The organism is Natronosalvus sp. KLKA75 (assembly GCF_059736265.1).
In genome coordinates this window covers 654,812-681,451 of the sequence record NZ_CM185522.1, presented here as the reverse complement: position 1 = coordinate 681,451, position 26,640 = coordinate 654,812, and the positions used below count along the sequence as shown (strand labels likewise).

At 55.3% G+C, this 26,640-nt stretch carries 25 protein-coding genes and 1 pseudogene; 16 read left to right on the top strand and 10 right to left on the bottom strand.

Going from position 1 to position 26,640, the window contains the following annotated elements; genetic code table 11:
• Window positions 1-225: 225 nt before the first annotated feature.
• Complete coding sequence (locus AC6I65_RS03275) at window positions 226-1,068, top strand: DNA-binding protein (RefSeq protein ID WP_497902649.1); 843 nt, start codon at window positions 226-228, stop codon at window positions 1,066-1,068.
• 232 nt (window positions 1,069-1,300) lie between these two features.
• Here AC6I65_RS03275 and AC6I65_RS03270 read toward each other — a convergent pair whose 3' ends face one another.
• Together AC6I65_RS03270 and pdhA are read right to left on the bottom strand one after the other, a co-directional pair.
• Window positions 1,301-2,269: an alpha-ketoacid dehydrogenase subunit beta gene (locus tag AC6I65_RS03270; RefSeq protein WP_497902648.1), complete on the bottom strand. Its 969-nt coding sequence runs from the start codon at window positions 2,267-2,269 to the stop codon at window positions 1,301-1,303.
• Window positions 2,262-3,347 carry a pyruvate dehydrogenase (acetyl-transferring) E1 component subunit alpha gene (gene pdhA, locus AC6I65_RS03265; protein WP_497902647.1) on the bottom strand — a complete coding sequence of 362 codons (1,086 nt, stop codon included), beginning with the start codon at window positions 3,345-3,347 and terminating at the stop codon, window positions 2,262-2,264. Before pdhA ends, AC6I65_RS03270 begins: the two co-directional genes overlap by 8 nt.
• Before the next feature lie 548 nt (window positions 3,348-3,895).
• Here pdhA and AC6I65_RS03260 point away from each other — a divergent pair.
• From AC6I65_RS03260 to AC6I65_RS03250, 3 genes are all read left to right on the top strand, one after another.
• A complete protein-coding gene (locus AC6I65_RS03260) occupies window positions 3,896-4,678 on the top strand; it encodes a hypothetical protein (protein WP_497902646.1) in 783 nt (260 codons plus the stop codon).
• Window positions 4,626-5,417, top strand: a complete 792-nt coding sequence (locus tag AC6I65_RS03255; RefSeq protein WP_497902645.1) for a DUF4386 domain-containing protein — start codon at window positions 4,626-4,628, stop codon at window positions 5,415-5,417. Before AC6I65_RS03260 ends, AC6I65_RS03255 begins: the two co-directional genes overlap by 53 nt.
• 401 nt (window positions 5,418-5,818) lie before the next feature.
• The gene (locus tag AC6I65_RS03250; protein WP_497902644.1) at window positions 5,819-6,880 is read left to right on the top strand and encodes a glutamate-cysteine ligase family protein; all 1,062 of its coding nucleotides are present in this window, start codon (window positions 5,819-5,821) and stop codon (window positions 6,878-6,880) included.
• A gap of 147 nt (window positions 6,881-7,027) precedes the next feature.
• Here AC6I65_RS03250 and AC6I65_RS03245 read toward each other — a convergent pair.
• From AC6I65_RS03245 to AC6I65_RS03235, 3 genes and pseudogenes are all read right to left on the bottom strand, one after another.
• Window positions 7,028-7,108 (bottom strand): annotated as a pseudogene (locus AC6I65_RS03245) (mechanosensitive ion channel family protein); the annotation flags it as partial.
• A gap of 524 nt (window positions 7,109-7,632) precedes the next feature.
• Window positions 7,633-7,944, bottom strand: coding sequence for a carboxypeptidase regulatory-like domain-containing protein (locus AC6I65_RS03240; RefSeq protein ID WP_497902643.1), 312 nt, complete (start codon window positions 7,942-7,944; stop codon window positions 7,633-7,635).
• A 106-nt stretch (window positions 7,945-8,050) separates the two neighbouring features.
• Complete coding sequence (locus AC6I65_RS03235; protein ID WP_497903153.1) at window positions 8,051-9,727, bottom strand: ribosome biogenesis/translation initiation ATPase RLI; 1,677 nt, start codon at window positions 9,725-9,727, stop codon at window positions 8,051-8,053.
• Between the two features lie 964 nt (window positions 9,728-10,691).
• Here AC6I65_RS03235 and AC6I65_RS03230 point away from each other — a divergent pair.
• Complete coding sequence (locus AC6I65_RS03230; protein ID WP_497902642.1) at window positions 10,692-11,099, top strand: DUF7548 family protein; 408 nt, start codon at window positions 10,692-10,694, stop codon at window positions 11,097-11,099.
• Between the two features lie 90 nt (window positions 11,100-11,189).
• Here the strand turns inward: AC6I65_RS03230 and AC6I65_RS03225 are convergent, their stop codons facing one another.
• The 3 genes from AC6I65_RS03225 to AC6I65_RS03215 form a co-directional block, all read right to left on the bottom strand.
• Window positions 11,190-11,579, bottom strand: a complete 390-nt coding sequence (locus AC6I65_RS03225) for a DUF7970 domain-containing protein (RefSeq protein WP_497902641.1) — start codon at window positions 11,577-11,579, stop codon at window positions 11,190-11,192.
• Window positions 11,580-11,842: 263 nt separating this feature from the next.
• Entirely contained in the window at window positions 11,843-12,367 is a 525-nt protein-coding gene (locus AC6I65_RS03220) for a DUF1643 domain-containing protein (RefSeq protein ID WP_497902640.1), read from the bottom strand.
• A complete protein-coding gene (locus AC6I65_RS03215; RefSeq protein ID WP_497902639.1) occupies window positions 12,364-12,879 on the bottom strand; it encodes a hypothetical protein in 516 nt (171 codons plus the stop codon). Before AC6I65_RS03215 ends, AC6I65_RS03220 begins: the two co-directional genes overlap by 4 nt.
• 811 nt (window positions 12,880-13,690) lie before the next feature.
• Between AC6I65_RS03215 and AC6I65_RS03210 the strand changes: the two genes are divergently transcribed.
• On the top strand, window positions 13,691-13,900 hold the full coding sequence (locus AC6I65_RS03210) for a hypothetical protein (RefSeq protein ID WP_497902638.1): 210 nt from the start codon (window positions 13,691-13,693) through the stop codon (window positions 13,898-13,900).
• 263 nt (window positions 13,901-14,163) lie between these two features.
• On the opposite strand, the gene AC6I65_RS03205 is transcribed toward AC6I65_RS03210, so the two are convergent.
• Together AC6I65_RS03205 and AC6I65_RS03200 are read right to left on the bottom strand one after the other, a co-directional pair.
• Window positions 14,164-15,333, bottom strand: a complete 1,170-nt coding sequence (locus AC6I65_RS03205) for an RNA-guided endonuclease TnpB family protein (protein ID WP_497902637.1) — start codon at window positions 15,331-15,333, stop codon at window positions 14,164-14,166.
• 326 nt (window positions 15,334-15,659) lie between these two features.
• Window positions 15,660-15,950: a hypothetical protein gene (locus tag AC6I65_RS03200; protein WP_497903152.1), complete on the bottom strand. Its 291-nt coding sequence runs from the start codon at window positions 15,948-15,950 to the stop codon at window positions 15,660-15,662.
• Window positions 15,951-16,082: 132 nt separating this feature from the next.
• On the opposite strand from AC6I65_RS03200, the gene AC6I65_RS03195 reads away from it, so the two are divergent.
• From AC6I65_RS03195 to AC6I65_RS03150, 10 genes are all read left to right on the top strand, one after another.
• Complete coding sequence (locus AC6I65_RS03195) at window positions 16,083-17,045, top strand: transcription initiation factor IIB (RefSeq protein ID WP_497902636.1); 963 nt, start codon at window positions 16,083-16,085, stop codon at window positions 17,043-17,045.
• A gap of 279 nt (window positions 17,046-17,324) precedes the next feature.
• Window positions 17,325-17,762, top strand: a complete 438-nt coding sequence (locus AC6I65_RS03190; RefSeq protein WP_497902635.1) for an SWIM zinc finger family protein — start codon at window positions 17,325-17,327, stop codon at window positions 17,760-17,762.
• 226 nt (window positions 17,763-17,988) lie between these two features.
• Entirely contained in the window at window positions 17,989-18,531 is a 543-nt protein-coding gene (locus AC6I65_RS03185) for a DUF7342 family protein (protein WP_497902634.1), read from the top strand.
• Window positions 18,532-18,534: 3 nt separating this feature from the next.
• Window positions 18,535-18,990 carry a hypothetical protein gene (locus tag AC6I65_RS03180; RefSeq protein WP_497902633.1) on the top strand — a complete coding sequence of 152 codons (456 nt, stop codon included), beginning with the start codon at window positions 18,535-18,537 and terminating at the stop codon, window positions 18,988-18,990.
• Between the two features lie 329 nt (window positions 18,991-19,319).
• Window positions 19,320-19,667: a DUF7985 family protein gene (locus AC6I65_RS03175; protein ID WP_497902632.1), complete on the top strand. Its 348-nt coding sequence runs from the start codon at window positions 19,320-19,322 to the stop codon at window positions 19,665-19,667.
• A gap of 59 nt (window positions 19,668-19,726) precedes the next feature.
• Window positions 19,727-21,430, top strand: a complete 1,704-nt coding sequence (locus AC6I65_RS03170) for a DUF8186 domain-containing protein (protein ID WP_497902631.1) — start codon at window positions 19,727-19,729, stop codon at window positions 21,428-21,430.
• Entirely contained in the window at window positions 21,427-22,263 is an 837-nt protein-coding gene (locus tag AC6I65_RS03165) for a hypothetical protein (RefSeq protein ID WP_497902630.1), read from the top strand. Before AC6I65_RS03170 ends, AC6I65_RS03165 begins: the two co-directional genes overlap by 4 nt.
• Window positions 22,263-23,405, top strand: a complete 1,143-nt coding sequence (locus tag AC6I65_RS03160; RefSeq protein ID WP_497903151.1) for a TrbL/VirB6 family protein — start codon at window positions 22,263-22,265, stop codon at window positions 23,403-23,405. Before AC6I65_RS03165 ends, AC6I65_RS03160 begins: the two co-directional genes overlap by 1 nt.
• Window positions 23,405-24,505, top strand: coding sequence for a TraC-like domain-containing protein (locus tag AC6I65_RS03155; protein ID WP_497902629.1), 1,101 nt, complete (start codon window positions 23,405-23,407; stop codon window positions 24,503-24,505). Before AC6I65_RS03160 ends, AC6I65_RS03155 begins: the two co-directional genes overlap by 1 nt.
• Window positions 24,502-26,637, top strand: coding sequence for a VirB4 family type IV secretion system protein (locus AC6I65_RS03150; RefSeq protein WP_497902628.1), 2,136 nt, complete (start codon window positions 24,502-24,504; stop codon window positions 26,635-26,637). Before AC6I65_RS03155 ends, AC6I65_RS03150 begins: the two co-directional genes overlap by 4 nt.
• Window positions 26,638-26,640 lie beyond the last annotated feature (3 nt).

The following is a 26,640-nucleotide window of genomic DNA, read 5'->3' as shown; positions in this document are numbered from 1 at the left end:
GCCGAACACGAGCGGGCATATCCCGCTGGACGCTCGCTCCGGTTGAAGCGCCGCGCGCTACTGGTTAGGTCTGACATCAGGGCGTCTCGCTCGCGCCCCAGGGGGCGCGTGCGAAGGCGCGAGCGAGACGCGTGTGATGAAAAGTTGAACGACGAAGAGAGCCAGGGCTGGAGAGTCGTGGTGTCGAAAAAGACGCTGAGTGAGCGCCTTTGGACTTAGAATCCAATGTCTACTAAGAAGTCGGTTAGTAAGGTCGTTTCGGTCGATGAACAGGCGTACGAACAGGAGGCGGTTCAAGAAGGAGCGGACGTCGTCGATGAGACTCCGGAATTTCGGCCAACGATCGAGATGGAGATACAGGCGAAGGTGGATTCGAACCATCCGGAAGGAATCGTCGACACCAGCGACGATCGGATCTACGGCGTCACCCTGGCCCAGGAAGAGCGCATTCGAGCGAGAGAGGAAGAACTCGAGCGAATCAGCGTACAGGCGGCGTTCGGTCGACAGGAGGGGAGAGCGGAGCGAACGAGAGCGGTGGTCGAAGCAGCACGTCGTGAGCGAGTGGTCAAAGAAGTCGACCCTCGAGAGAAACTCGAACGTGGAGAACTGGGACAGATCAATCAGCAGGCACAGCGGTTGGCAGAGGACGTCCAAGGTGGGTACACGCGAGCGGTCATCGGAAAGCGGATTGCCAGTCGAGTTCTCGAGGGCAAAGACATGTTCGAGGCGGTGATGGACACCAAAGAAGAGATACAACACGAGGCAGGGACGATTGTACCGATTGGAGACCTCGAGTCGATCAGGCGAGGCGAGGTCAGTGTGGAAGGCCGTGTGCTGGAACTGTGGGATGCCTCAAGTCCCGCGATTCAACAGGTTGGATTGCTCGAAGACGAGACGGGTCGAACGAAGTTCACGATCTGGACGAAGAGCACTCAGACGATGGTTCGAGAAGGCGAACGGGTGCGGTTCAGGGCGGCGGCGAAGAACTGGTACAATGGACGGTGTTCGATCGCGCTGACTCACTGGTCGGAAATCAGATTCCCAGAGCGCGAGTCCTGGTGGGAGTAGCCCAACGAGTTCTCTTTTTTATTGGTGCCCGATCACCCACTACCCACCGCCCCACCCGCCTCCACGTTCCGGGCTGCTCACGGCCAACGGCCGTTTCGCTGCCGGGCTTTCGCCAAAGGAATCCAGTGATGAGAACTCTATCAGACAAACGATGAAGCCACAGGTATCGTGAGTGGAATAAAGGAGACAACGAACCCTTTTCGCTGTACTCTCGATGAATTCTTGCGCATTTCTACCCGAACTCGAGAGCCCGGCTTATCCCGTTTCTGATGCGGTCCTCATCGGGCAGGTAGTTGTCCTCGCGGGCGAACAGCGGCACAGGCACGTCGTAACCGGTCACTCGTTCGACCGGCGCCTCGAGGTAAAGAAACGCCTCCTCGTTGATGCGAGCCGTGATCTCTCCGCCCATTCCGGCCGTCTTAGGCGCCTCGTGAACGACGACGCAGCGGCCAGTCTTCTTCACGGACTCGACGATAGTCTGCGTGTCCAGCGGGTAAAGCGTCCGTGGGTCGATCACCTCAACGCTTGCTTCGACGTCGTTGACGGCGTCAAGCGTCTTGCGGAGCATCGAACCCCACGCAACCACCGTAACGTCGTCGCCGAACTCGACGACGCGGGCCTCACCGAGCGGGATTTTGTGTTGGTCAGGCACCTCCTCACGAAACGAGCGGTACAGCCGCGTCGGTTCCATAAATATGACCGGATCGGGGTCGCGAATAGCGGACGTGAGCAGGCCCTTCGTCTCGGCCGGGGAAGACGGGAAGACGACCTGCAGGCCGGGGAGGTGGGAAAAGCCGGCCTCGTAACTCTCCGAGTGAAGTTCCAATGCACGGATCCCGCCACCGTAGGGCATTCGGATTGTCATGGGACAGGTTATTGTCCCCCGACTTCGGCTTCGTATACGCGCAACGTGCTGTGCTAGCTGGTGAAATCCCTGATAGAGGAAACTCTGGAACTGGATCTCTGCGACCGGCTTCATTCCAGTGGCTGCGAGTCCAACGCCTGTGCCGATAATCCCCGCCTCTGCGACCGGTGTGTCGAACACCCGATCCGGATAGTCGTCGATCAAACCCTGAGTCGCCCTGAATACCCCACCAACCCGACCAACGTCCTCCCCGTAGACGACGACGCTATCGTCGCGGGCTAACTCCGCATCCAGGGTATCACGAACAGCCTCGACCATTCGAAGGCGTTCAGTCATCCGTATCACCCCCGATACCTTCCTCGAAGGCATCGAACTGTTGTTCGAGTTCAGACGGCATGTCATCGTACACAAAGCGGAACATATCCGCCGGGTCGATTGCCTGACGATCCTCGTTTGCCTGGTCGATCGCGTCAGCGAGTTCGGACTCGATTCGTTCGTCGATCGTATCCTCCGTTTCCTCATCCAGAATCTCTCGATTTTCGAGGAACACCTGGAACCGCAGGATGGGATCACGAAGCTCCCACTCCGCTTCCTCCTCGTGGCCGCGGTAGGCTGTAGGGTCATCGGAGGTCGTGTGCATCGAGCGCCGGTACGTCAACGCCTCGATCAGGACCGGATTACCGTTCCGGGCTTTTTCGACCGCTTCCCTGGCGACACGGTAGACGCCCAGGACGTCATTGCCGTCGACTTGAATCCCCTCGATGCCTGCCGCAATTGCCTTTTGAGCCAGCGTCTTTGCTTTGGTTTGCTTCTCAACCCCCGTCGAGATGGCATACCGATTGTTCTGGCAGATAAAAACCGTCTGAGAGTCAGAGACGCCGGCGAAGTTGAACGCTTCGTAGACGTCACCTTCGCTGGTCGCCCCATCTCCGAAGTACGTAATGGCGACCGTGTCGCGGTCTTGCAATGCCTCCCCCCAGCCGATGCCAACGGCGTGCAGCGGCTGGCTCCCAACAGGAATGGCTGGCGGCAGGGCGCCCTTCCCGCCCGGTATTTCGGCACCCTCCTCCATCCCCATTGCGTACTGGAGGATCTGTTCGGGCCCGGTTCCATGCGTCAGTAGCGCAGCTTGCTCGCGGAACGATGGGACGAGCCAATCGTCATCTGCCAGGGCGTATGCGCTCCCGACCTGTGCCGCCTCTTGTCCGATCGCCGGTGCGTATGTCCCGAGTTCACCCCGGCGTTGCAACGCAATTCCGCGCTCGTCGAGTCTGCGCGACCGTTTCATCTGTTCATACAAGTCGAGCAACTGATCGTCGGTCAACTCGGGCACCAATTCATCGTCAACTGTTTCATCCTCTGCGAGGACCTGTACAGATCGGACAGTAAACTGAGCAACGTCTTCCTGGGGCATACCGAAGGCATGCGCTCGAGCGAGTTAATGCGCGGCCCAGTGTACGACGGCATCTAACGGTGAATGCGCTATCGTGACGTACTCCCATGACTAACGTCGTGGGCTTCTCGAGGTTCCTACGTTACTCCCGTCGATTCGGATGGGTGGGAATCTACGCTTCGTGGGCCAACGGGCCACTGGCAGCGCCACGCTACCGATACTCGTCCCCCGGAAGAGTTAGCGAGTTACCTGATTGGTTTGCGTCGGCTGGCGCGGTCCGATGACAGGATCATTACCGTCGGTTGAACCACCACTCCATGGGAGATTTGCGCTCTGAGTTCAGCAAACGCTAAATGAACTACCCAGTTCTTGTCAGAGACGACGTCACCGACTCAGAGGATAGGTTTAGCACTTCGTCATAAGCGCGAAACAGCCGTACTAAGAGTGGGGATGACGACCACTTTGGATATATTGAACACAGCGGCATCGACTATTATTCCATTGATAGTTAAGTCTATTTTTCTGAAGGTAGATTTATCATCTGTAGAGTTCAACCCTAATTCACCATTATGAAAAAATCAAATAACAAGATAGCAACTGCTCCATCTGAACGGTATTTCTCGAAAGTTGGATCCATCGCAGCAATAACAGGGCTCGTGGTCTATGGTGTGTCAGCATATTTGCACCCATGGACGCCACCGCATCACACTCAGGAAGCTTTCTCGGATTACGCAGCCGAATCGAGTTGGGCCCTCTACCACTTGGGGGAGTTCCTCGGGATTCTGTTAATGGGTGCTGCCCTCCTCGCCCTGACCTGGCGGCTGCGCAGAGGGGTCGCTGGCGTATGGGCAGTCCTCGCTGGAGCGGCGATGGTGATATGTGCGGGCGTGTACGCCATCTTCGCCGCAGTCGACGGCGTGGCCCTCGGAATTCTGGTCGATCGATGGGCAGCGGCCGGGCCGGACCAGCAGGAACTGCTCTACGAGTCAGCCTTCGCCGTTCGGCAGATCGAAGGTGGTCTTTTCAGCCTTCAGTGGTTCATGTTCGGTATTGCGGCGGGGCTCTTTGCTGGGGCGTTTTTTGCCAACGTCGAATCGCCAGTTCGACTGGATTGGTTTAGTGGGATGGGTGGGCTAAGCATCCTCGCTAGCATCGGAGCACTCTCCTTCGCAATCGTCCAGGCCCATGGTTACACAGATCTGTCGATGACCTTCCAGACAGGGTTGATACCGGGCGTAATATGGATCATCGCCGTCGGTGCATTCCTCCATCGGAACCCGGTCCACAATGACACACTCGATGAAGACATCCCTCAAACGGACGACCAACGGCGTCATGAACTCGCCGACTGAAGCCATCGAAACAACATTAAAAATGAATTCATACAAGTGGAACGCGAGAATGGTAGGCGTGCTAATAATACTTGGATATCTTACCTATGGCATACCGCAGGGGACTCACATATTACCTCTCACCACTGCAGCAGATCCCTTGGCCGCAATTTCTGGGAATCCGATGCAATTGACCATCGGGGCGCTCATCATGGCGATCAATTCTGCGGCCGTCGTGGGCATCAGTTTGTTCGTCTACCCAGTCATAAAGCAATACAATGAAACGATAGCTGTTGGTTACGTCGTGACCAGAATTTTCGAGTCGATCGTTATGGTTGGAGGTATCATCAGTCTACTACTGCTCATTCCATTGAGTCAGGAATATATGCAAGCGAGTGGCGCTGCTGCTACCTCGCTACACGCAGTAGGCACGTTGGTTGTGCAAGGAGATTTTTTCGCCTATCGTATTGCGATGATAGGGCTTAGCATCGGTAGCCTACCGTTCTGCTATTTATTGTATCAGACAAAGCTAGTCCCAAATTTTATTTCGATCCTAGGTCTGGTCGGCTACCCTGCGTTACTGGTATTAATGGTAGTCGAGATTATCAGTGCTGGTACCGGGCCGATCCTCTATCTACTCTACATTCCCGGCGCAATGTTTGAAATTGGTCTTGCACTATGGTTGATCGCTCGAGGATTCAATTCAGCCGCCGTTATTTCTCGGGACTCGGCACCGAAGGTCACCGGGGTTTCGAAGTAACATGGATAACGTGAACCGCCTCGGGGTCAAGCCCCGAGGCACTCTGCCTGTTTTCCTGTAGATATACTTCAAAAATGCCATTAGAAATAGGCAGTGTTTCTGTCCTCAATGAACCTAAATCCCGTCTTTCGGAATTCGGTGCCGGACAAATCGCCAAACAGTGCGCTCCTCTTCGGATCATCGACAATCGGACACTCTAGCTCACTGCCGTCGATTACCTGGTGAAATAACATTATTCCTCCCGGTCGGCCATATTAGGACGACCATCCTCCCAGATATAACGCCGTTCGAAGAGGGGGGGGGAAACTCGCTTACCATTCCGACTTTATAAAATACCGAACTTCGATTTGACAATACTGGTCGGTGAGATGTTTATCCCCGTGTGGGCCCTAGAATCAGGAATGACTATCGGACTTGAAATGGAATTTTGGGTCGTCGACGAGTACGGACACCTCTGTGACGGTCACGACCTCACCGAGGTACACGACAATGCCCTTCCCGAATTCGTTGAATCGCTCATCGAAGTTCGGACACCGCCAGGGGACTCAGTTGCTACCATCGCGGACAGTCTCCGGGATGTCCTCGAGCGCCTCCTCGAAGAAGCAGCCGAAACAGACCGAAGGCTCGTTCCACTGGGAACGCCGCTCAGTGAGAATCCATCAGGAATCCCCTCGGAACGAGGGGAGATCCTCGAACAGATTTATGGAGACGGCATGGAAGTCGCGAAAAACTGCGCGGGCACCCACATTCACTTCGAGAAAGGGAACGTAGCCCGGCAGTTGAACCTCTTGACGGCGCTCGACCCGGCGCTGGCTCTCACCTGTTCGTCACCCTATTACAAGAGCGAACGACTGGCGTGTTCCTCTCGCGCCTATGCCTACCGGTACAAGGCGGGCTACAACTTCGGCAAGTTCCGGGTGCTATGGGAGTATACCGACGATGTGGCCGAGTGGGAATCACGACTCCAACAGGTCTACGACGAACTACGAGCAATGGCGCTCAAGCGCGACGTCACTCCGGAGCAGTTCAGCGAGTTGTTCGACCGTGAAAATGTCGTGATGACACCGGTCAGACTCCGCGATAAGACCCCGACCGTCGAGTGGCGGTCGCCCGACACGGCACTCCCGTCCCAGATCCTGCGACTGCTTGCGGATCTGGACCCACTCATCCGGCTGACCGATGACTTACCGGTTGAAGTCGGTGACCCAGGGATCGATTCCGACCGAATTGGAATCCCGGAGTATGCCAACCTTCAGCACCTCAGTGATTCAGCGATCGAACGAGGATTGAACTCGACGTCAGTCTGGAAGTATCTAGAACTGATGAACTTCGATACGACCCGGTATCATCCGATTTCCGACCAGATCTACGCTGATGAGATGATCTCGGATGAACGTGCTCGTCGAGTCCGCCTCGAGTACGCGAACCTCCTCGAACGGGACGTGCGCGGACTCGGGAGTTAGTCTCTCCCCCGTGGAACTCATCTTTTTGCTTCCTGCTGGCGCCGCCAGAATGTGAACGCGGTCACTGCGAAGAAGGACTGAGCGGTCAGTCGTCGTCGGTCGATCGGCCGCCGGAGCGTTCTCGCTCGGCACGACGTTGTTCGTCTAGTCCATCCAGTTCTCGATGTTTTCAGCGACGTAGTCCTTGCCGCCCCAGCCGAACGCGGCGCCAACACCGATGGCGTTCGCGTTTCTCCTTACCTACCTGTACGATTAGTTACCCTCGAAATACAGGTTTCAGCACGTGGATCGGTAGCAAAAACGGCCACCTGGGGGAGTGGCCGGGTTATGATGGTGCGACTCGTCCGCTTCGATGCCTAACGGTCTGTATCCTCTGGCATGGGAGGGTATCAGACCGGGCTGACCTCCACCGATGAGTGACAAGGCTGTTGGCCCGTCGTATTCATGCACCGCTCGCTCACAGGGTTACGCTCTCGGTTTCAGTACGTAGAAGCAGTTCCAGCCACGGAGACGGCGTTCGCCACACGTCGAACACTCGAACACAGAGTCGTGGTTGCCGTTGCGCATCGGTTCCGATTTTCCGAGATACTTCATCGTCGGGCCACAGACCCGCCACCGATTTCGAAGCCGGCTTGAGTGATGGGGCTGGCTCACCGGAATCAACCCTCTGCGTATACGAGTTGCACCCGCCCGTGGTCTCGAGAACCCTACCAGATCGGTGAACGTCTCGAACGTTCGGTTCTCGGTCCGCTTCACGTGGCTGGGGCTGCGACGCGGTCGGTGAGCGGCGACGCGCCGGGAAGGACTCGGACGAGCGCCGTCAAAGGTTCGTACGCGAACCGTTCGTCGGGTGACTTAACGACGAGGAGTTTCCAGAATCCGGGAGCGGCAAGTTCGATTCGACAGCGTCCCGTGTCGTCAGTCCGTCCCAAGATCCGGCGACTGGTTCTGATGGTGACACCCTCGACGGGCCTTTTCCAGTGATCGCGAACACGGACAGTGACGGGTTCGCCCACCAAGATCTCGTCCGGCGTTTCGAGAGTGATCGGGAGAACGGGGTGCATACCATACAGTGACATGGTTGAGTTCAAATAGCTTCGCTCGTCCATTGAGGGGGGGTATGGTGCAGCGTCTCTCGCGCTACACGTAGCCGATCCTCTCTTGACGGCATTACGAGGCATAATAGTCGTCCAAATTCTTCTGTTCTCGATCTTTCTGGCTGCCAGGCTTGTTTGCACGCGGTCGCCCAGTGTTTGGATCCTTCCGAAATGTCACATCGACGGTCTTGAGAAATCGATTAATCCCCTGACGGACAGATTGGGGTGATCGACCGATGCCGTTTGCCCCAGGGTTGCCTTCAAACACCATTGCCCGATCGGAGAGATAATCCAGCAGCAGGAGGTCGTGCTCGATAACGAGACAGGGTGAACCGGTCTGATCGATGAACTGACGGAGCGTCGCAGCAAATGACATCCGCTGTTCCGCATCGAGGTACGCTGATGGTTCGTCTAACAAGTATATCTCCGCGTCTCTGGCGAGCGCGAGTGCAATGCTAATGCGCTGTAGTTCGCCGCCGGAGAGGTCGTCGACCCCCCGTTTGAACAGTGACTCGAGATCGAACGGCTTCTGAATCCTCGTTTCGAACTCCTGATCGTAAATATCGACATGATTGACAAAGAGGTCTCGGACCGTGCCGCCAACGGGCGGGTCAAGGTACTGCGGTTTGTACGAGATTGTCGCGTTCGTCTCTAGTTCTCCGGTATCCGGTTCGAGGACGCCCGCTAACAGCCTCGCGAACGTACTCTTTCCGAGGCCATTACGGCCGAAAATTCCGAGGATCTCTCCCTCGAAGATAGTACCCGATTCCACTTCAAGCGTAAATGAGTCGAACTCCTTTCGGAGGGTCGGAAACTCGAGGAACGGCGCGCCGTCGATGTCACGTCGGTCGGATCGTCTGAGGAAGTCAATAGCAGTTTCTCGAATGCGGACGTTTTCACCTCGTAAGTGCCCATCCAGAAACTGATTGATCCCTCGTCGAGCGGAGAGCGGTCGCGAGACAACACCGAACCCGCCGGGGTCCCCGTAAAAGACGTGAATGTTGTCGGCTACGACATCGAGTGTGATGAGATCATGGTCGACGACGAGGACCTGCTTTCCTCTTGCAAGCTCCTTGAGTGCTCGTGCGACAGTCACCCGCAGGCCGGCGTCGAGGTATGACGAGGGTTCGTCGATCAGATAGCTGTCCACGTTGGCGACGAGCGTCGCTGCAATCGCGACTCGCTGGAGTTCGCCGCCTGAGAGGTCATCGAGATCCCGATCAACGATCTCCTCGAGGTCCAACCGTTCGATAGCCTCGTTGCGGATAGATCGTTCGTCACGCTCCTTGAGGAGGTCTCGAACGGTCCCATCGTAGCGCTCGGGGATTCGATCGACTCGCTGTGGTTTATATACAGACTGGACGGCGCCGTCCCGAAGCTTCTCGAGGTAATTCTGGACTGCAGTCCCGCGGAACTCACGGACGATATCGTCCCAGTCTGGCTCGTCGTCAGCGTTCCCTAAGTTCGGTTTTAACAAACCACTGAGGATCCGGAGCGCGGTCGATTTCCCGCCCCCGTTTGGGCCTAGGATACCGACGACTCGGTCTTCGATCGGGGCTGGCAATTCGTAGAGCCGGAACCCGTTTTCACCGTATTGATGGACCAGTTCGCCGCGTTCGGCGGGCAGGCGAACAATCTTGATTGCGTCGTTCGGAATCTTGTTTGCGACAATTTTGTGTTCCTCAATCACTTTCTCGTCGTCGATGTGGAGTTCGCCATCCTTTGTGACGTGAAATCCGTCGCGCCCCATCCGATTCAAGGGGTCGTATTTCAAGGCGATATTTCGAACCTCGTCGGTGACCTGCCCTTGATCGATGATCGCGGCGTACTCGTCCTTTTGTGCTGTCCGCGAGTGGGCGTCACCCATAGACTAAGTAATGGACTCAGCCTCAAATGGATTTCACCAGCAGATTCCTCTCACCAGTTGATGTACGTCGCCTATATTACCATCACAATTGTGATGTTTCGCCAATCATATTTTCAGCAAATCAGATGCTCGAAATGCCTTATTGCTGAACGTCAGGGGTGAGCGTGGAGCACGAATCGAGTACTGAATTGATGCATATGTTCTTCAACTGCGTGTTCTATAATCTAACCAATGACTCTGGAATTGACGAATTATAATCCGGTGGTCCCTATATCGCCAATTATCGGTTTCAGTCTCACCGTAATAACTACACTTACGTCAGCGATTGCTATCGCCTTCTTCTCAGTATTATTTATCTCCTGAGAATAATTACTGACGGTTGATATCTTCCGTATATTGATCTCTATGCTATCGTCGAAACTGCAGAGGAGAACTACCTAGTTGAACGGTGAAGTCTAATCCAGTAGTTGTAACGGAGACGGGGTATACCGTCTGAAATAAGGTGCGAATAGTATTCCTCGCTCAAAGCCTATTTTTAGTATGGGAGACGTAGCAGTCTCGCTGGGAGATGGGGCAGACCTTGATCTCGCTATCGTCGATGTCGCCATGTTTAATGGTATCAATAGACGCCAATGAGTCCGTTGCCTGACCAGAAAGGAGAGAAGAGCATATGTAAGTCGAATATATCTACACGTAGCTTTCGTCCTGCAACTACCTCTCAATTTACCAGGTAGCGTCTTCAAGCCGATACTATTTATCGATTCATTCTGCTTGTGTTTTATTTCGTACTGACGTCCCGAAATAGGCAAGGTGCGTTTCTTTTGCAATTGGGCTTGTTTCAGAGTACATGAGTTCTCGGGGGCCGTGCTTAGTTGGATTGGTCGCTTGTCTGGGTCTCGGCGGCGGTATCCTACTTCCTTACGTGATTATTGATGAGCTTGCTGCTGCGACATATTACGAGTTCGCTCCTGTGAGAATGGAAACGGTAGGGTTGCTCGCTGCGCTCATGATCGTAGTTTTGTCCGGACATCTTCTCGGTGTCGTTTCCTCGCCGACGATTGCCGGCGCGCTGAGCATTGCCGGCGTAGCCATGGTTGTCAATACGGCGATCTGGGCATGGACAGTGCCTCCCAGCCTTGTTATGCAGTTTCCAGTAGATGAAAGCTTCACGTATCATCGAGGAGCGCTTGTTATCTTAGCGACAAGCGTTTTGCTAACTGGATTCTGGTTCGTCGAGCAAAGTCTTAGTCGCTAACTGCGCCTAAACTGCTTCCAGAATTCCCTGCAGGTTGTCCTGTGGGTGCATCGCCGGGCTTGTCCGTTCAATGAGGTTTTAAGAGTTGGATTAGATGTTTGCGCCCCACTCACGGAGGATAGATTCGGTATCGTCGAGATTCTGCATCCCGATAAGGTAGATCATTTCGCGCACGTCGAGTTTGTAGAGGTCATCACCGATCCGGTCCTCGAGTGCGCGTCTGGCCATCTTCTCTTGCTGTATTGAATAGAAACAGCCCGCCTCGGGCCGGAAGAAGTCCAAGTCAGCCTCCATTTTCCAAGTCCTGATCTGTTGGTTCAGCCTTTCTATCAGGAATGTCGATCGATAGAGGCTAGATCGGAGTTCTGAGGCCCGCTCGTGATCGATAATCTCGCTGTCCTCGAGGTTGCTGATTATGCCATCGATCGTTTCACAAAGGCACTCCGGGTTATCAATTCGGGCATTAGGGCCATCAGACATACAGTATCGTCACCATCGAACGACTTCAACAACTGGGGTTATCTGATCCGTTTCAGAATAGGAGGAGACCATGCTAGCTCAATGTGGTGTACAGGTAAATGATAGGAACGAACCTACAGCGGCCAGGGGTCGAGCGTGGGCGGTTTTGCGCCTCCGGACGTCGTTTCGTGACGTCAGCCGTGGCCGGTGATCCGTGCTCGAACCGACGCGCCGATTACCACAGTGAGTCGTGAACTCGTGTCGACGTGAGCGAGCTGTGGCTGTTAGTCGTCTACCTGGTCTCCTAATTCGGACGCGCTCCATAGCTCTGGTTCGGCGTCTGCTGGCTGATACAACGGATGCACCGGATGGCCGTTCTTCGTCGTGTCGAGCGCATGGAGGTTGCCCTCAAGGAGCCTGGCGACCTCGCTGGCCCGCCCCTGGAGCGAGCCGTTCGCGCCCCACGCGGCGACGACCGTCTCGACCTCCTCGCAAACGGCCTGAAGATGATCGTCGTTCTCCGGGCCAACGGGATCAGCGTGCTCTCGAAGGGCGGCGGGGTCGGGACTTCGAAGTGCGAACAGGTTCACGACGGCGAGTGAGCCGTAGTCCCACTCTTTCGCGAAGCCGAGACAGCGCCGAATCGTCGGGTCGTCCTCGGTCGCGTCGGCCGTACTCGGGTTGAGCATGAGAAACGCCAGCGTCGGCTTCGAGGTGTCCCACGTCCGCCACAGTCTGTATCGGTAGACACTGTCGTCGCTGAAAACCGCGCCATTGCGGTCGTCTCGGAGGATCGGTGAGTCGCTCACTGTGAATCACCGTCCGTTTCCTCAGACACGAGATGAGGATCGGTCTCGAGTGAGAGCGGCGTCAAGATCTTCATGACGTGCTCGATAACGTCCGCCGGGATCGCGTCGTGATCGACACACCACTCCGATCCCATTCCGTAACTGAATGCGAACTCGGCGATGACGTCACTGTCCCGATCGAGTACCTCGAAGCGTCGGCCGTAGGCTTGGAAACAGATACCATAGGCGTATATTGTCCCGCGCTCTCCCGTGTGACCGATACTCGAGTCCTTGATGTGTGCCGGGCCGATCTCGGGAACCAGCTGGCAACAGGCTTCCACGCGGCGTTTACGTTCGGCCGCCGTGAGGACCTGTTTGCCTTTGCAGTCGCCACAGAGTTCGGCCGGTAGATGGTTGGTGTCGCCGGCGATCGGGCCGTCGAGGAGTAGCGACGGGAGGTCGACTCCGTACCACTTGCAGTAGCCCGGGTTGTCGACCTCGAGCCGGGTGCCCTCTCGAGGTGTGGCGGCCATCGGTCGTCACCTCCTGAACGATCAGTGCCCATGTAGAGTGATCGGTGAGTTCTGCCAGAACCTACCGGAGTAGAGTTACAGAGAGTCGAGGAGAAAGCCCACGACTTTAGTCGTGGGATGAATCCGACAACCCGCGACACCAACCACGAGAATTAAGCAGGCAGACAGCTTACGTTTGAGTAAGCTGGACTCGTGGCGAAAACTGGAGTTGGATCGGGGTCTCCATCAACAAAAAGCAACCCTGCGCTGCGAACGGCTTGCTCTCCCGATAGGGAGTAAGGGCGATGGCACGTCCCGTGCGGTGTAAGCAGATACCCAAGCACACCACGCCTCAGCTGAGGCCTGACGCATACGCGCACAAACCAGAGTACCACCATCCCGGTGGGAATATCGCTTCCGGGGACACAGGAACGGCCTGCTGTCCCACGGAAGGAATCCCACGACTTCAGTCGTGGATGAATGTCAACACGCGAGTGTTGTCTTCGCGCTACCGCAGCGTGGGCAATGTGTAAACTCGTACGTATTGTACTTGTTCTCGCTATCGTCGGAGAATTTCTGCTCACACGAGTGGCAATAGTAGTCGAGCATGAGCCTTCACAGAGAGTAGGTGACGGCTCATCTTGTCGTTCACTACCGTTCGAGGACTGCTCATTCATCGTGACCACGCTCCATTACCGTATTCCGACAGCAAGGTAGTTCTCTCTGCCCGGACCCACATAGTATTATAAGGAATTCAAATGGTCTGGCTAGCTTACCCCTATATAGCTAATTCAGGCTGCCTGTTTATCGCTGTCAGAAGCAAAAGCGTGGTATGAGTGAGTTTTCCGATCGGCTTTTGATACTCCTGATGGCATCGGTCACCCTCGGAAGCGTCCTCATAGGATGGGTCGGTGGATTCCTCCTACCGCAGGTTACTGGCTGGGGACAAAACGTCGGAATGGCTATTCTATTCGTCGTTTTCGTAGTCGCTTTGATCGGGGTCTGGTTCGAATTAAAGAGTATCGATACAGAACGTGGCTGATCCACGTCGGCGTTCGGTTACCGGTTGAAATGTGGCCAGTTTTCTTGGGCGACCAGCTCTGTTGCACCGCAGCATCCACATTTTGCAGGTGCATCGTACTGGTGACCGTTATCAGTTTGTTCGGAGACCGTACCGGCGTGTATTACCTGACACTGCGTGCAAACGTATTTTTCAGGGAGTTCTGGAGTGTGTGCCATGTATCTAGATACCGCTGTCAACAAGTTGTGAAGTACCACGGGTCGGGTGACCCGTGGCGTCTGTGTCTAATCCACCGTGGACCCAACAGTCTTTAATTCCTCTCGCGCTTGGCGGTTGCCTCGCGCCGACGTTCCGTGTCGGTGAACACCCGAAGCAAAAACTGCTCCGTGAGAGTCGGCCTCTTCACACAGGCCCGATGCCGCCCGTCTCACCTTCCGCACGCGCGGAAGGGTTTCGAGAGACGGCACATTTTCATCCTGTTCGTCAAACCATTCTTGCGCCACACAAACTGCTGCCTTTCTATCCGCATGGTCTTGGAACCCGCATTCGTTGCACTTGAATCGCTTCTTGTGCCGATTCGCTCGCTCTGTGTGCAAACACTTCGTCCGTGGACACCGCTGGCTCGTGTACTCGGGGTCAACTTCATCCGAAGGAATGGCTTCCCAAGCGGCTTTGTACGTCATCATATCACGAAGTGCGGCGAACGGAAGGCTGTGCAAGCGCCGGTTCACTCGCGTGCCATAGTCAATGGAGTCTCGCATGTCTTTGAGGTCTTCAAAGACGAGTACTGGATTCGTGAATTGTGAAACCCATCGAGTCACGTCACGCGATACTTTGTGGAGGTGGTCGTGAACGAAGTCGCGTTCTTCCGTCCGAACCACGGTTTCGAACACAGTCTGCCCAACCTTCTGCATCCGCTTACGCTTCGTGAAGTATTCGTGGCGAAGACGCTTGATGTCTGGATACTCAATAACGAGTGAATCGAGCACGTCTCCGTCTCGGGTCATCGCGGTGAGTCCAACGCAGTCTTCGTTGATGTCTACGCCAACCACTGTGGCAGCCTCTTCAGGCGCCCGAACCGTGCGCTGTTTGTGCGTGACGGTGACGTGGAGTCGCCACTCGTTGTGTTTCTGAACGAGTTCTGCAACTCCCACCCGCCACGTATCCGAGGAAAGTGCCTTCTTCACACGGTCGAGGTGATCGGGACTACCGCGAAGCGCGCCCTTGACGTAGTTGTATGGCTTATAACTGACACGGAATCGTACGTTTCCTGAGTCGTCCACGGTGAGTGCGTATCCTTCGTCGTGGTTCATTCGCATTGGATACGGCTCGTGAATGTAGGGAAACGGTCGGCCCCAGCCATTGTCTTTGTGGTCGAAGTACGTTTCAATCTCCGTGAGTGCTTTCTGCACGAGGAGCTGCGTGGTGTTTTTGACGTGGGTGGCGGTGTCCACTACCGTGTCGTGGATGTCGTCCCAGTCCCAGCCTTCACGGTCGAGACGGTTGACCTCGTTTCTGATTCATCGTGCTTCGAGACAGCCCTCTAGCAAGTTGTCAGAACTACCTTCGTGGATGGTTAATCCAAAGGAGAGCGTCTGGGTTAGTTCTGCATCTTGCATTATCAGTTACTTGTCTTATGTACTAGTAAATGTATGGGTTGGGGGCTGTCGGCATTCACCCACGGGTCGGGTGACCCGTGGTACTCTGCCTTGCAGTCTATAGAAGGCCAATCACCCTCATTTTCTGTGTGAACTGCCTCGGAGTCAAGACCCGAGGCGATTTACAGTTCCTCGAAGTCGGCTTCCAGGTGATCGCCAGACACCCACGTGGTGTCACGATCCTTTGCGAGCTGGGCAAACTCCCAGACAGACATCCCTGCACGTTGGGCGGCTTTCGTGAACGTGATCTCATCAGCGGCGAGCCGTTCGAGTGCTTGCTCTCGACGCCACTTCTCGAGCCCCTCCGAGAAGAGTTTTCGCACTGCGGTGCTCCGATCCAGACGTTCTTCCTCGAGATATGCTTCGAGATCCGCTTCGAGATCATCCGGAATCCGCGTCGATATCGTCCCCATGACGTATGCTTTGTTTGCAGTGTATACTGGCGTTTCGCTCATTCCGGTTGCCTCGGTTCCATCGCTCGAGACGGTTTATGTCCCCGTAAGGGGTGACGGGGCAAACAGATTGTTGCCTCGTCGGAGTTAGTGATGGCTACAACCAGGACCTTCAGCAGTCGCTTCGACCGAGAGTTAGAAAGAGAAACGCAGCCAAAGACGTCGTGTCCAGAGTGCGGTAGCGAACTCGTCACAGCGAACCGAGAAACCTACTGTAGAACGTGTGGTCTGATCGTCGACGAAGATGTACTCGATCACAGTGCAGAATGGATCGCTACAGTTGAAAACCCAGATCGGCGTCGGACGGGAGCTCCCCTAACTGCAGGCCGTCACGATCGAGGACTGTCGACAGAAATTGGCTGGCATAGTGACGGCCAGGGAAACACACTGTCTGGACGGAAACGTCGCCACTTCAATCGCCTTCGCTACCATCACCGGCGGAGTCAGTGGCGATCAAAGCGCGAACAGAATCTCGCATATGGACTCGGAGAAGTGCGTCGACTCATGAGTGCTCTCGAGTTTCCGATGTCACTCGTTGAGCAGGCATGTACACTCTTTCGCCGTGCCCAGAGTCACGATCTCTGTCGAGGCCGATCCCTTGATTCAATCGCGACAGCGAGCGTGTACGCAGTCTGTCGATGCAACGGTCTCGGACGAACGCTTGAGGAGATCCGATACGTAGCGACGTGCCCACGAGCACAGATCGAGCGTGCATACACAATTCTGAATGTCACACTCGAGTTGCCAACGGTGGTTCCACGTCCACAGAACGTTCTCCCGCGACTCTCGAGTAAACTTGAGCTGCCTGATGAGGTTCGGTATCAAGCACTGAGGATTGCGACGATCGCCGACAACGCTGCGGTTACGGTCGGGCGTCAACCCCAGGGACTCGCTGCAGCCTGTGTGTACGAAGCAGGTGAAGAACTCGGGTACCCGATCACCCAACGAGAGATCGCAGACGTGGCAAACACATCCACAGCGACGATCCGAACCCACCGAAACGCACTTCTCGAGGTCCTTAATGCTCAAAAGGGTAAAAGGTCATACTCCAGATAATGATTACTACGATAATGACGTAAACGACCACAGGTCAGGTAACCCGTGGAACTCCCGTTGTATTCTTTGATTTTCATTCGCGGGAAATAACTCTTGTAACAGGCTATCAGTGAAAGATTCGAGGTCGTATCCGACGATTTAGTGACACATTGAAGAACGTGAAGCGAAGCTCATAGTAAACACGCCTTGGCGTGTAAGAATCGCTCTTCTTCGAGTAGCTGTTTTTGTGTGCCCCACAGGGGGTGCAGGGCATCAAACTGTGTCCTGCGTGAAAATCGAATGGAGAGACATCCACTCACCCAACTCGAGTTTACTCGGCGAACGGCCAAACGCGCCCAGTACGAAGCATTTGAATACACACTCGTCCCGGAAGGCGTCCTCGTCAGGAATGCCAGTCACGAAACCCCAGCCGATCACGAGTACACAGTGACGATCGAAAACGGGGTTCCAACACACTGTGAGTGCCCCGCTGATGAGTACTACGAAGGGGCGTGTAAACACCGAGTTTCGATCGCGATCCGACGACCGCTCATCCAGGCAGTAACAGACCAACAACTCATTGCTGACGGTGGTATCCCCGCCGAAAGCCAGGAGCCAGAGCAAGCACACGAGAGCGAAAACGACGAGCCAACGGAGTGTGTCTGTGCTGATCTCAGTTCGCTGCCCTGCTGGGAGTGCGTTCGAACTGGTCGAAAATCACTGGAGGAGACAGAATGATAGTTCTCCAATGGTTGCTAGGACGAGAGCACCGGCCTTTGACCATCTACGAGTGTCGGTACTGTGGAACGACGCTCGAGTCGGCGAAAAGCACGTGTCCGTATTGTGGAAGAGCTGAAGTTGCTGTCTTCGAACTCGAGTAGTCTACAGTTCGAACCACTGCCGATTTGTCTATATAGCTCGAATAGCCTCAACCTATATTAAGATAGCAACCGAAGTATGAACCATGACCGAGGAAACGCCGGATGCTACTACCGGGCTCAGAGACCGCCAGACAACTGGAGAAGACCGCGTACGGATGGTCGCTCGCCAGTTGTCAGAACCAAAAACAGCAAATTGGATCGCTTCAGAGGCGGAATGGTCACATGAACCGACCAAGCGTGTCCTAGGGCGACTCGTCAACGACGGAGTCCTCCATCAAGATGATAGCGGGACTCACACAACGTACTATCCGGACTATCGCCAGCAAGCGATGCAGGAAGCAATGCGACTCCGTGATGGAGGTCGAACAGTAGAGGATCTTACCGATCGGCTCACCGAGATGAAAAGGCAAATTCGCGAATGGGAAGAAGAGTTTGAAGTTGAGTCACCGAACAGGCTTCGAGCTACCCTCGCTGATGAGGATCTTGATCCCGATGAGGAGGGTCGTCGACGCGAAATCGCACGGAAGTGGACACATCTCCGACGACGTATCCAGATCGTTGGATTCGCAATCCGCGAATGGGACTTCCTAGCTCCGAACGCAGAACATGCTGATGCCAGGAGTTGATGAATGTCCATCCAACATCCGGGAGGCGATCCAAACGCGAATCTGTATGCACAACTCAAGCGTGACGTCCTTGAGCGTGTCCCTCATATCACGGCAGTTGAGTACGTTCCTGACGACGTCCAAGCCAAACAGCTACAAGCAACGTTCGATCCAACGCGCCTCGATCCACAGACAGGACCAGAACCGCCGAAACTGATTATTGCTTGGTATCGACAGACACCTCATGATTGGTTTCGGGTGAATTACACCGATCCAAATACAGGATTCCACGCTGGTTGGCATCAGGATGAGGATCAGCCTAACCTCGGCCGAGCACATTTCCAGTACAAAACAGGGACGAGTGAAGACAGATGGGGGATTACGTTCAAGCACAATACCCCATCCCTAATCCTCTGGGAAATTATCGACGAACTCCTAGAGGAAGTTCTCTCGACATACCAGTCCTCTACTCACAGCTAGACCTGAGTAGGGTGTTTTTGCCTCGAGAGTCATGTTCTGTTGATTTGCAGAATCGACGCTCAAGTGCTCGTTCAACCCGTTTTTCTGCTGACGACCAGTTGATAGTGCGAAAGACTCTCACTGGAAAATGGTAGTTTAATCCAACAGATTTTACCCGCAAAATACTTAGTCAATCACGCGAGACTGAGTGTGACGACACAATGACTGACGTTTCGTATACGTACGTTACCTGCCCTCGGATACTGATTGAGAGGCGCGCCTAAATGAGTTCGAGTAACACCGCTGTCGAAGCCTCATCTGACCCGACGCCGGGTCAACTCAGGCGATTCATGCGTACAAGCGCTGGAATCGTCGTGTTGTTGGCTGTAGTCGCCGTCGATCCAGTACTTGCACAAGATAGCGTTATCTGTGATGCTGAAGGCCTTCCCGGGATGGTTTCTGGATTCTTCCAGATCACGACTGCCCTCGGACTCATGGGACTCGTCGTCGTCTGGCAGGCAGATTCACTCGTCGAGATGTTCACGATGAACTTCGAGCAAAAGAAGGACCTCAAACAGCACAAACGAACGGCGCTCAAGTCCGCGCTCATCCTAGCAATACTGGGTCCACTGTACACCGTCGCTGGGTCGACGATGGGATTGCCGCTCGCTGAGTGTGTGGATTTCGTCCCGTGGTAATTCTGAGCCAGCGGCGACGAGATCGCCCTCTATGGAATTGTCGCGTTCGATCGACGTTTGTGCTGCTGGGAGTCGTTACCGTCGCGGTCATCGCCAGTAGTGTGGCCGGCCAGAGTTCCCCAGTGCCTGCGGACGAGGACGACCTCGATGCCAATGAAACAGCAACGCTCTGGTCGAAAGACCTTGATGAGTGTCTAACCCCTGCTGAGTACGAAGCTCAGTACGGCAAAGAGCCATCAGCAATAGAAGAACTCGCCACCTGTACGGACATTTCGTTTACCCACCCTCCAGATACAGCCACACGTTGGACGGGCCAGGACTACGACCGCCTCGAGGCAGGTAGACGTGACGCCTCGAGATATCCCGAACACGCCACACTCACAGATTCGATCGGGATCGCCGATGCGCACGCGACGGTGTTTGCGATCCATCCATCGACACGGACGCATTTCGATCCAGAGCAATCCGTTCACTACATCGCCCCGGAGGGAACAGTGAGGGGATTCGTCGATTATCGGATTCGGCTTGATGATGCTGAATTACGGGATACCGAGGTCGTTTCGTGGTCGATCCAAGAGCACGGTATCGACGAAGTCAGGTTGCGCCTAGATGAGACTGTTGTCGAGACTGCCGAGGGGACGCACAATCCAGTATTCGAATACGACTTCGAGCATTCTGGACAGGGGACACTAACACTCGAGGCCGACATCTACACACGCCTCGAAGTAGAGGCACGGGTTGGCAACCAGAGCGAGGTCGAAACTCAGGTCGTCTCTGATAACGTGACCGTCAGCCAGGAACTCGAGGTTGACGTCTACAACCCGCAGGCGGTGATCTACTATGCATCGTATCCCGATGACGAGGAAGGCGTTGCGATCTACCAGCGACAACCCTGGAACGGATACACCCTCTCTGAAGACGGTGACGTCGGCGTCCGTGGCGTGTGGCGATACTATACGGCTCGCGACACGAACTGGGATCGCCTCGTCGAGTCGACTCGAGACGGCACACGATCGCTCAACGAAACACCGCGCCCCGTGTACGTCCACGCGTTCCCATCCGATATCGGGCCGCGCGTAGAGCCAATTCGCGATGGGCCGACACTGCTCGAGGTCTGGGGGATAGAAACCGAATCACCAGCAGTCTCGATGCACGACAACGTCGAGGTTGACGTCGTTTCGGGCCCGTATACCCGTTCATCCGGAATCGCACTCCGAGATGACGAAATCGACCCGGATTCGATCACCGTTGAGGGAATCGTTCGCGGTGTCACTGCAGAGATTGTCGAACCCGATAACGGTACACAACGTGAGATCCGTGAGAGTGAGCTCTCGATCGAGGTTATCAACTCGAGTGACACCGCGAGTACGCTTCGAATCGAGCTTCGCGATACGGCAACCGGAGATCCGATTATGCTCGATACCCTCGACGATCCGCGGTTCTCGTTGATCGGTCAGGACGCTCGGTCAGGGTACATTGCTGTTGGTGATCGCCGTGTCAAAACGGACGCAACAGGAACCGCCGAGATAACAGTAAGCAAGCCGGGAATCTACACGGCTGAGTACCACCCAGGATCGTGGCGCTCACATCAACCAGCCTATCTCGGGGATACCGCTACGGCCACCTGGCATCCACTGACGTCACCCACTGGCTGGTTTACGCTGCTGGTCGATCTCGTACGCTTTACCCTCCCGTTTGCAGTCGCCCTCTATGCCGCCAAGCGGATTGGCACCTTCTTGAAATTCAATGACGAGCTGCCATGAAAATCAACCAACAAACATACTGTAGACGAAACGTCCTCAGGGTATTGGCCATCGCTACATCGGTAGGGTTGGCTGGCTGTACCGCCTCAGACAACGACGAATCAGCGACTAAATCGAACGACTCCCTCGAGTTTACCTCGAGAATCGAGGAGACGCAGCTGGTTCTTCGCTTCCAAGCGGGCGTAATCGACCAGGTGAACGTTGTCGATCCCGCAGGAGAACTCTTCGCGACTCGAACGGTCGAAGCTGGTGTTTCTCGACTTGCCGTCGAGATCGGGACAGAGTATACCCCAGGAACATATGACGTGATCGGCCTCGCTGCAGATGAGGTCGTGGAAACCCACTCTTTGAAACTCGAACCAAATCTCGAGTTGATCGACCTTCGGTTAGGCAAAAACCATCCCGAAGAGATGTATGAAGGGGCAAATGAGCTAGATATAGCAGCAAAAGCAATACTCTATCTTACAAACACGGGTTCCGCATCAACTGCAGTCACGTCACTTCGATTTCGAGGAGACGTACCTCTCCCAACACACGAAAGTTATGACGAGACAGGGGATTGCGGTATCTACGATACTGACAATAAAGTTGGGGGTAATGCAGACGAGGTCGTAATCCCAGCTGGTGAGACAATAGTCATCTACAGCAATACACGACCGTTCTCACCTACCGCTCGGGGAGCTGAATGTAATTTAGCAGGGTACGAGGGTCGTTTCACTGTAGAGTTATCCTCTGTTCACGCTTCTCAGGATATCAAACTTGAATACACGATACAGTATCAAGATACTAAACCTCGGGGCTGTGCATACGAGATCGAGAGGGTACCATCATGATTGCATGGTCCCTTAGCGATATCGGGATCAAGTGGTTTGAAGATGCCATCGACAAACTCATCGAATGGTTCCAAGAAGGGCTAGCAGACGCTTACGGAGCGGTTACAGCACAGGTATTCGGAACACCAACACCAGAAACTGATGGCGCGTTCGTGTTTGGTCAACCGACAAATACACCGTGGGTAGACATTCATAACGCTCTCGTCATAGGCGAGATCATGCTCGTTGCCCTCCTGTTGCTCGTAATGTGTGTCCAAGGTCGACACACGATCCGAATTTTCAATATGGGGAGCGCCTACGATGCTCGGAAAACGAAGCGAAGCGCCTGGACGGGCGCATTTCTAATTGTGACGTGGTACTGGGTTGCCGTGTTAGCCCTCTATCTAGTCAATGGGTTCACTATTGCACTCATTCCTGATGTAGCCACAGTTACAACAGTAATGGTCAATTTGCTGGATCTCACAATCTCGAACCCACTTCTCGCCCTCTTTTTGACCGGCATCGGTGCAACAGCGATGTGGATTCTTCAGGCGTTGTTTTTTCTTCGAGAGATCATGCTCTACATCTTCATCTACGCGATGCCGGTCGGGATTGCACTCGCGTTTGGCAATTTGCCCGTCGTCTCTCACATCGCGAGGACGGCCTGTATGAAGTTCGTCCCGCTGGCGATCATGCCGATCCCCGTTGCGCTCCTGTTCAAGGGCTATGAACTCCTCTTCGGTGACGGTGCAGACTCGAGTCTCGTCCCAGACAGCGCCTTTCTGAGTTATCTCATTGCCGTCACACTCCCACTACTATCGATCATCATCGTCTGGAAGCTGTTCAAATACGCTGCACCGATGACGACCAGAGTTATCGGTGCAACGAGCAACGCGACGGTGACAGCTGGTGCAGTCGTTGGTGCAGGGACAATCGCTGGGCCTGCAGCCGCCTCAGCAGCGGCACGATGGGGGCCAAAAGCTGCGGCAGGGTATACCGTGGCTTCGAGGTTTGGTGAGTCAGGAACTCAATCCGCTTCTAGTGTGGCTACGGGTGCAGCTTCCGAGAGCCAGACAGCGAACGACAATACGGTGAGGGATTCCTACGGCAATTCTGGAATCCCCGACTATCGTCGTACAGAAAACGATCCGGGGTACTACTAATGACGCGAGAACACGACGCCGCGAGTCGCCGTATTATGGATAAATTCGGCGAAGAGAGTCGCATCCCACTGTTGAATATCGATGAAGGGGACGTCTACGTCTTGGTTGGCTTCCCGATTGCAGGTCTGCTCTTTGGAGGCTTGACCGGGCTCGATGGGGCGATTCTTCCGTTCGTCTTACTTGGAGTTGTCCTCGGTGGCGCGATTGTCTACGCCTCACCGGGTCATCTCCCGGCGACCGTATGGCTCGGAGACGTCTATCGCTACTATTGCAAACGGCCGCGATTCACCTACAGTAGCGAAGTCGATCGAGACTCTGACGAGCCAACCACCGATGGCGGCCTAATCAACTACACGCCGTTCAAGCCCGATGAGTCCACACAGGACCTCACCGCTATTGCCCGCGCCTGGCCAGGTGCTGGCGCGATCGAACGAACTGATGGCACGATGGAGGCATTCCTCGAGATCGATGCTGGCAACATGGATTTCGCCATGTCTGGTGACTGGGCACACATTCAGCGGCTCGGCGAAGAGTTTGCAAATCGTGAGCTCAATTTCAAACTCACCTTTCACGCGACAACCCGGGCGTTTCCCGTCGAGCGCCTGATCGATCGGATCGACGATCGACTGCTTGACGAAGACGTCAAAGATAACCCGGTTTTCGAGGTGTTGCTCGAGGAGTATCGTGAGAAGCGACCGCGAGAGCTGTCGGGGACTACGCAGCTCCGATACTTCATGGGCGTCGAAGTCGCTCCACTTGAGGTCTACGACCGCTATCAAGACGAGCGTTCACCAGCCGAGAAGCTCACCTCGTTTCCAGTGATCGGCTTTCTGTTCAATCCGTTCGTCACTCGACGAGCGAACATGAGCGATGGCGAGTTACGAGCAGCGATGTTCGAGAAACTCGAGACGCGGCGGCGAGCGGTCCAGACCGAGTTCGTGCAGAAGGCTCCAGGGTGGTCTGCCCGCCCGTTGAGCACGGTCGAAATGTTCCTCCTTGCGATGGACTTCTGGAACGGCGAAGAACACGAGTACGACACTCCGGAGAACGCGATGCGCGAACAGCCAGTGATCGACAACCGGGAGAGGCGAGACGAATGAGCGACGGATTGATCCGATTCGCTCTCATCGGATACGTAGCACAGACACTGCCCGACCCAGCAACACAGGAAGGAATCGTTCTTTATCTGGGGCTCACCGTTGTGGGTACACTTCTCGTAAGGAGTAGCTGGGATCGGTGGCACACAGAGGAAGTCAACGAGGTCGAACTGGGCGACCTTCTCGTGCAGGCAACGATCGAAGCGGCCCAGGATGAGCGTACGGTTCTCGACGAGGTAGCTCACCGGCATCAAAACCTCATCGCTCCCGAGGCAATTGAATGGGGGACACGGACGGTACGAGTCGGCGAGCAATGGACATCAACGCTCTACGTTGCAGACAACCCGGATTATCCCAAAGACGGCTATCTGAACGAGCTCTTCGAACTGACCGACGTCGAATTCGATCTCACGGTCCACCTCACGCCCAAGAACCAGGAACAGGCTCGAGACGAATTACAGCGAGCCGCAGACGATTTGCAAGCAGATGCTGACCTCGAACGGAGCGTCCGTGGCGCGTACTTACAGGAACGAGCAGCCGAAGCCGTTTCGACGTACAAGAGCGTCGAGAGCGGAAGCCGTGTCTTCAGACAGGGCATGTTCATCACGATCCGTGCCCAAACGCGCGATGAACTTCGAGAGCACGTCCGAACCGTTCGGAGCCGACTCCGGGAAGACCCTGCCGGACTTTCGCCAAAGACGGCCATCTGCAAGCAGGACCTGGCACTTCGGGCAGCCGCCCCAGTTGGATCGAATCCCTTCGGTCGTGAAGCAACAGCATTGGGCGGAGCCGTAGGCGCTCTCTTCGCGTCGATACATTCGGCGACAATTCTCGAGGATGGCGGCGTCGAGTTCGGCACTCACTGGAAGAATCAGAGTCCGGTCGTGATCGATCCGTTCGCCCGTGAAAACGGCTATGCCATGTTTACGATCGGCGATCCTGGCTCCGGGAAATCGTTCGGTTCGAAACAGAACTTCATCCGCTCGATCGAGCAGAGCGAAGATCGCATCGGCATCATCCTCGAGCCGTTGAATAACTGGGCTGGCGTCGCCGACGCCCTCGGTGGTGAACGAATCACGATTGGTGGAGAGATGGGACTCAATCCACTCGAGATCAAGCCAACCCCGGAACGCGTCCAGCGGGCGATGGGCGAAGACGCGAGTCCGTATCGCGAAAAGCTCGATAGCGTGATGAGCTTTCTCGCGAATTACTTCGCTCTTCGCGGGATTAGCCTCGACGACCGACGAACAACGCTCGAGACGGCACTCGAGCGAGCGTACACTCGAAAGGGGATCACCGACGACATTGCCACCCACCACAACGAGAGCCCGACGATGCGGGACGTCCTCGATATTCTCGAGGAGATGGTCGAGAGTCCATCGGAGTATGTTGTTCGGACGGCTGCAGAAGCAGGCAAGATCGAATCCGATGCGACGTGGCTCATCGATCAATTGCGACCATTTTCCCAGGAGGGTCGGTATGAGAACCTGGGCCGAAAGACGGAGTTCGATATTCGTGATGAGAAGGTGATCTACCTCGACCTCGCCCAACAGGAGGGCAGTCTCGGTGGCAGTACGAGCCTCATCATGCAGTTACTGATCTCACTCGTATACGAGCGCGCCAAAGAGACCGAGAAAGAAGTCGTCTTCGTCATCGACGAAGCGCGATACATCATGCAGGATGCGGCGAGTCTCAAGTATCTCGAGGTGGTCTTTCGCCACCATCGTCACCACAATCTGTCTATTCGGCTCGTCACCCAGACCGTCGACGAGTTCTTCCAACACCCCGAGTCGGAGGCGATCATCGACCAGTGTGCGATCAAGCAATTCCACCATCTCGACGGAATGGACCGTGAGTGGGCAGAGGAATTCGGCCTCAATACAGCACAGATGCGATTCGTCCAGGAGGCCGTCCCCGGTAACGATCGAACTGGGTACTCACAAGCCCTGGTCGGCGTGGACGGCGAGTGGCGTGGTATCGAAGTGCGCGCGATGGACCACGAAGCGACGGTGATCGACTTCGACCCGAAGGCACACACTCGAAGCGACCTTCCAGGAGCGGGCGAACGAACTGTGGAGTTTGATGCTGACCGCACCATGGGTGACGGTCAGCGGGACAATGCCGTTTCAGACTGAGAA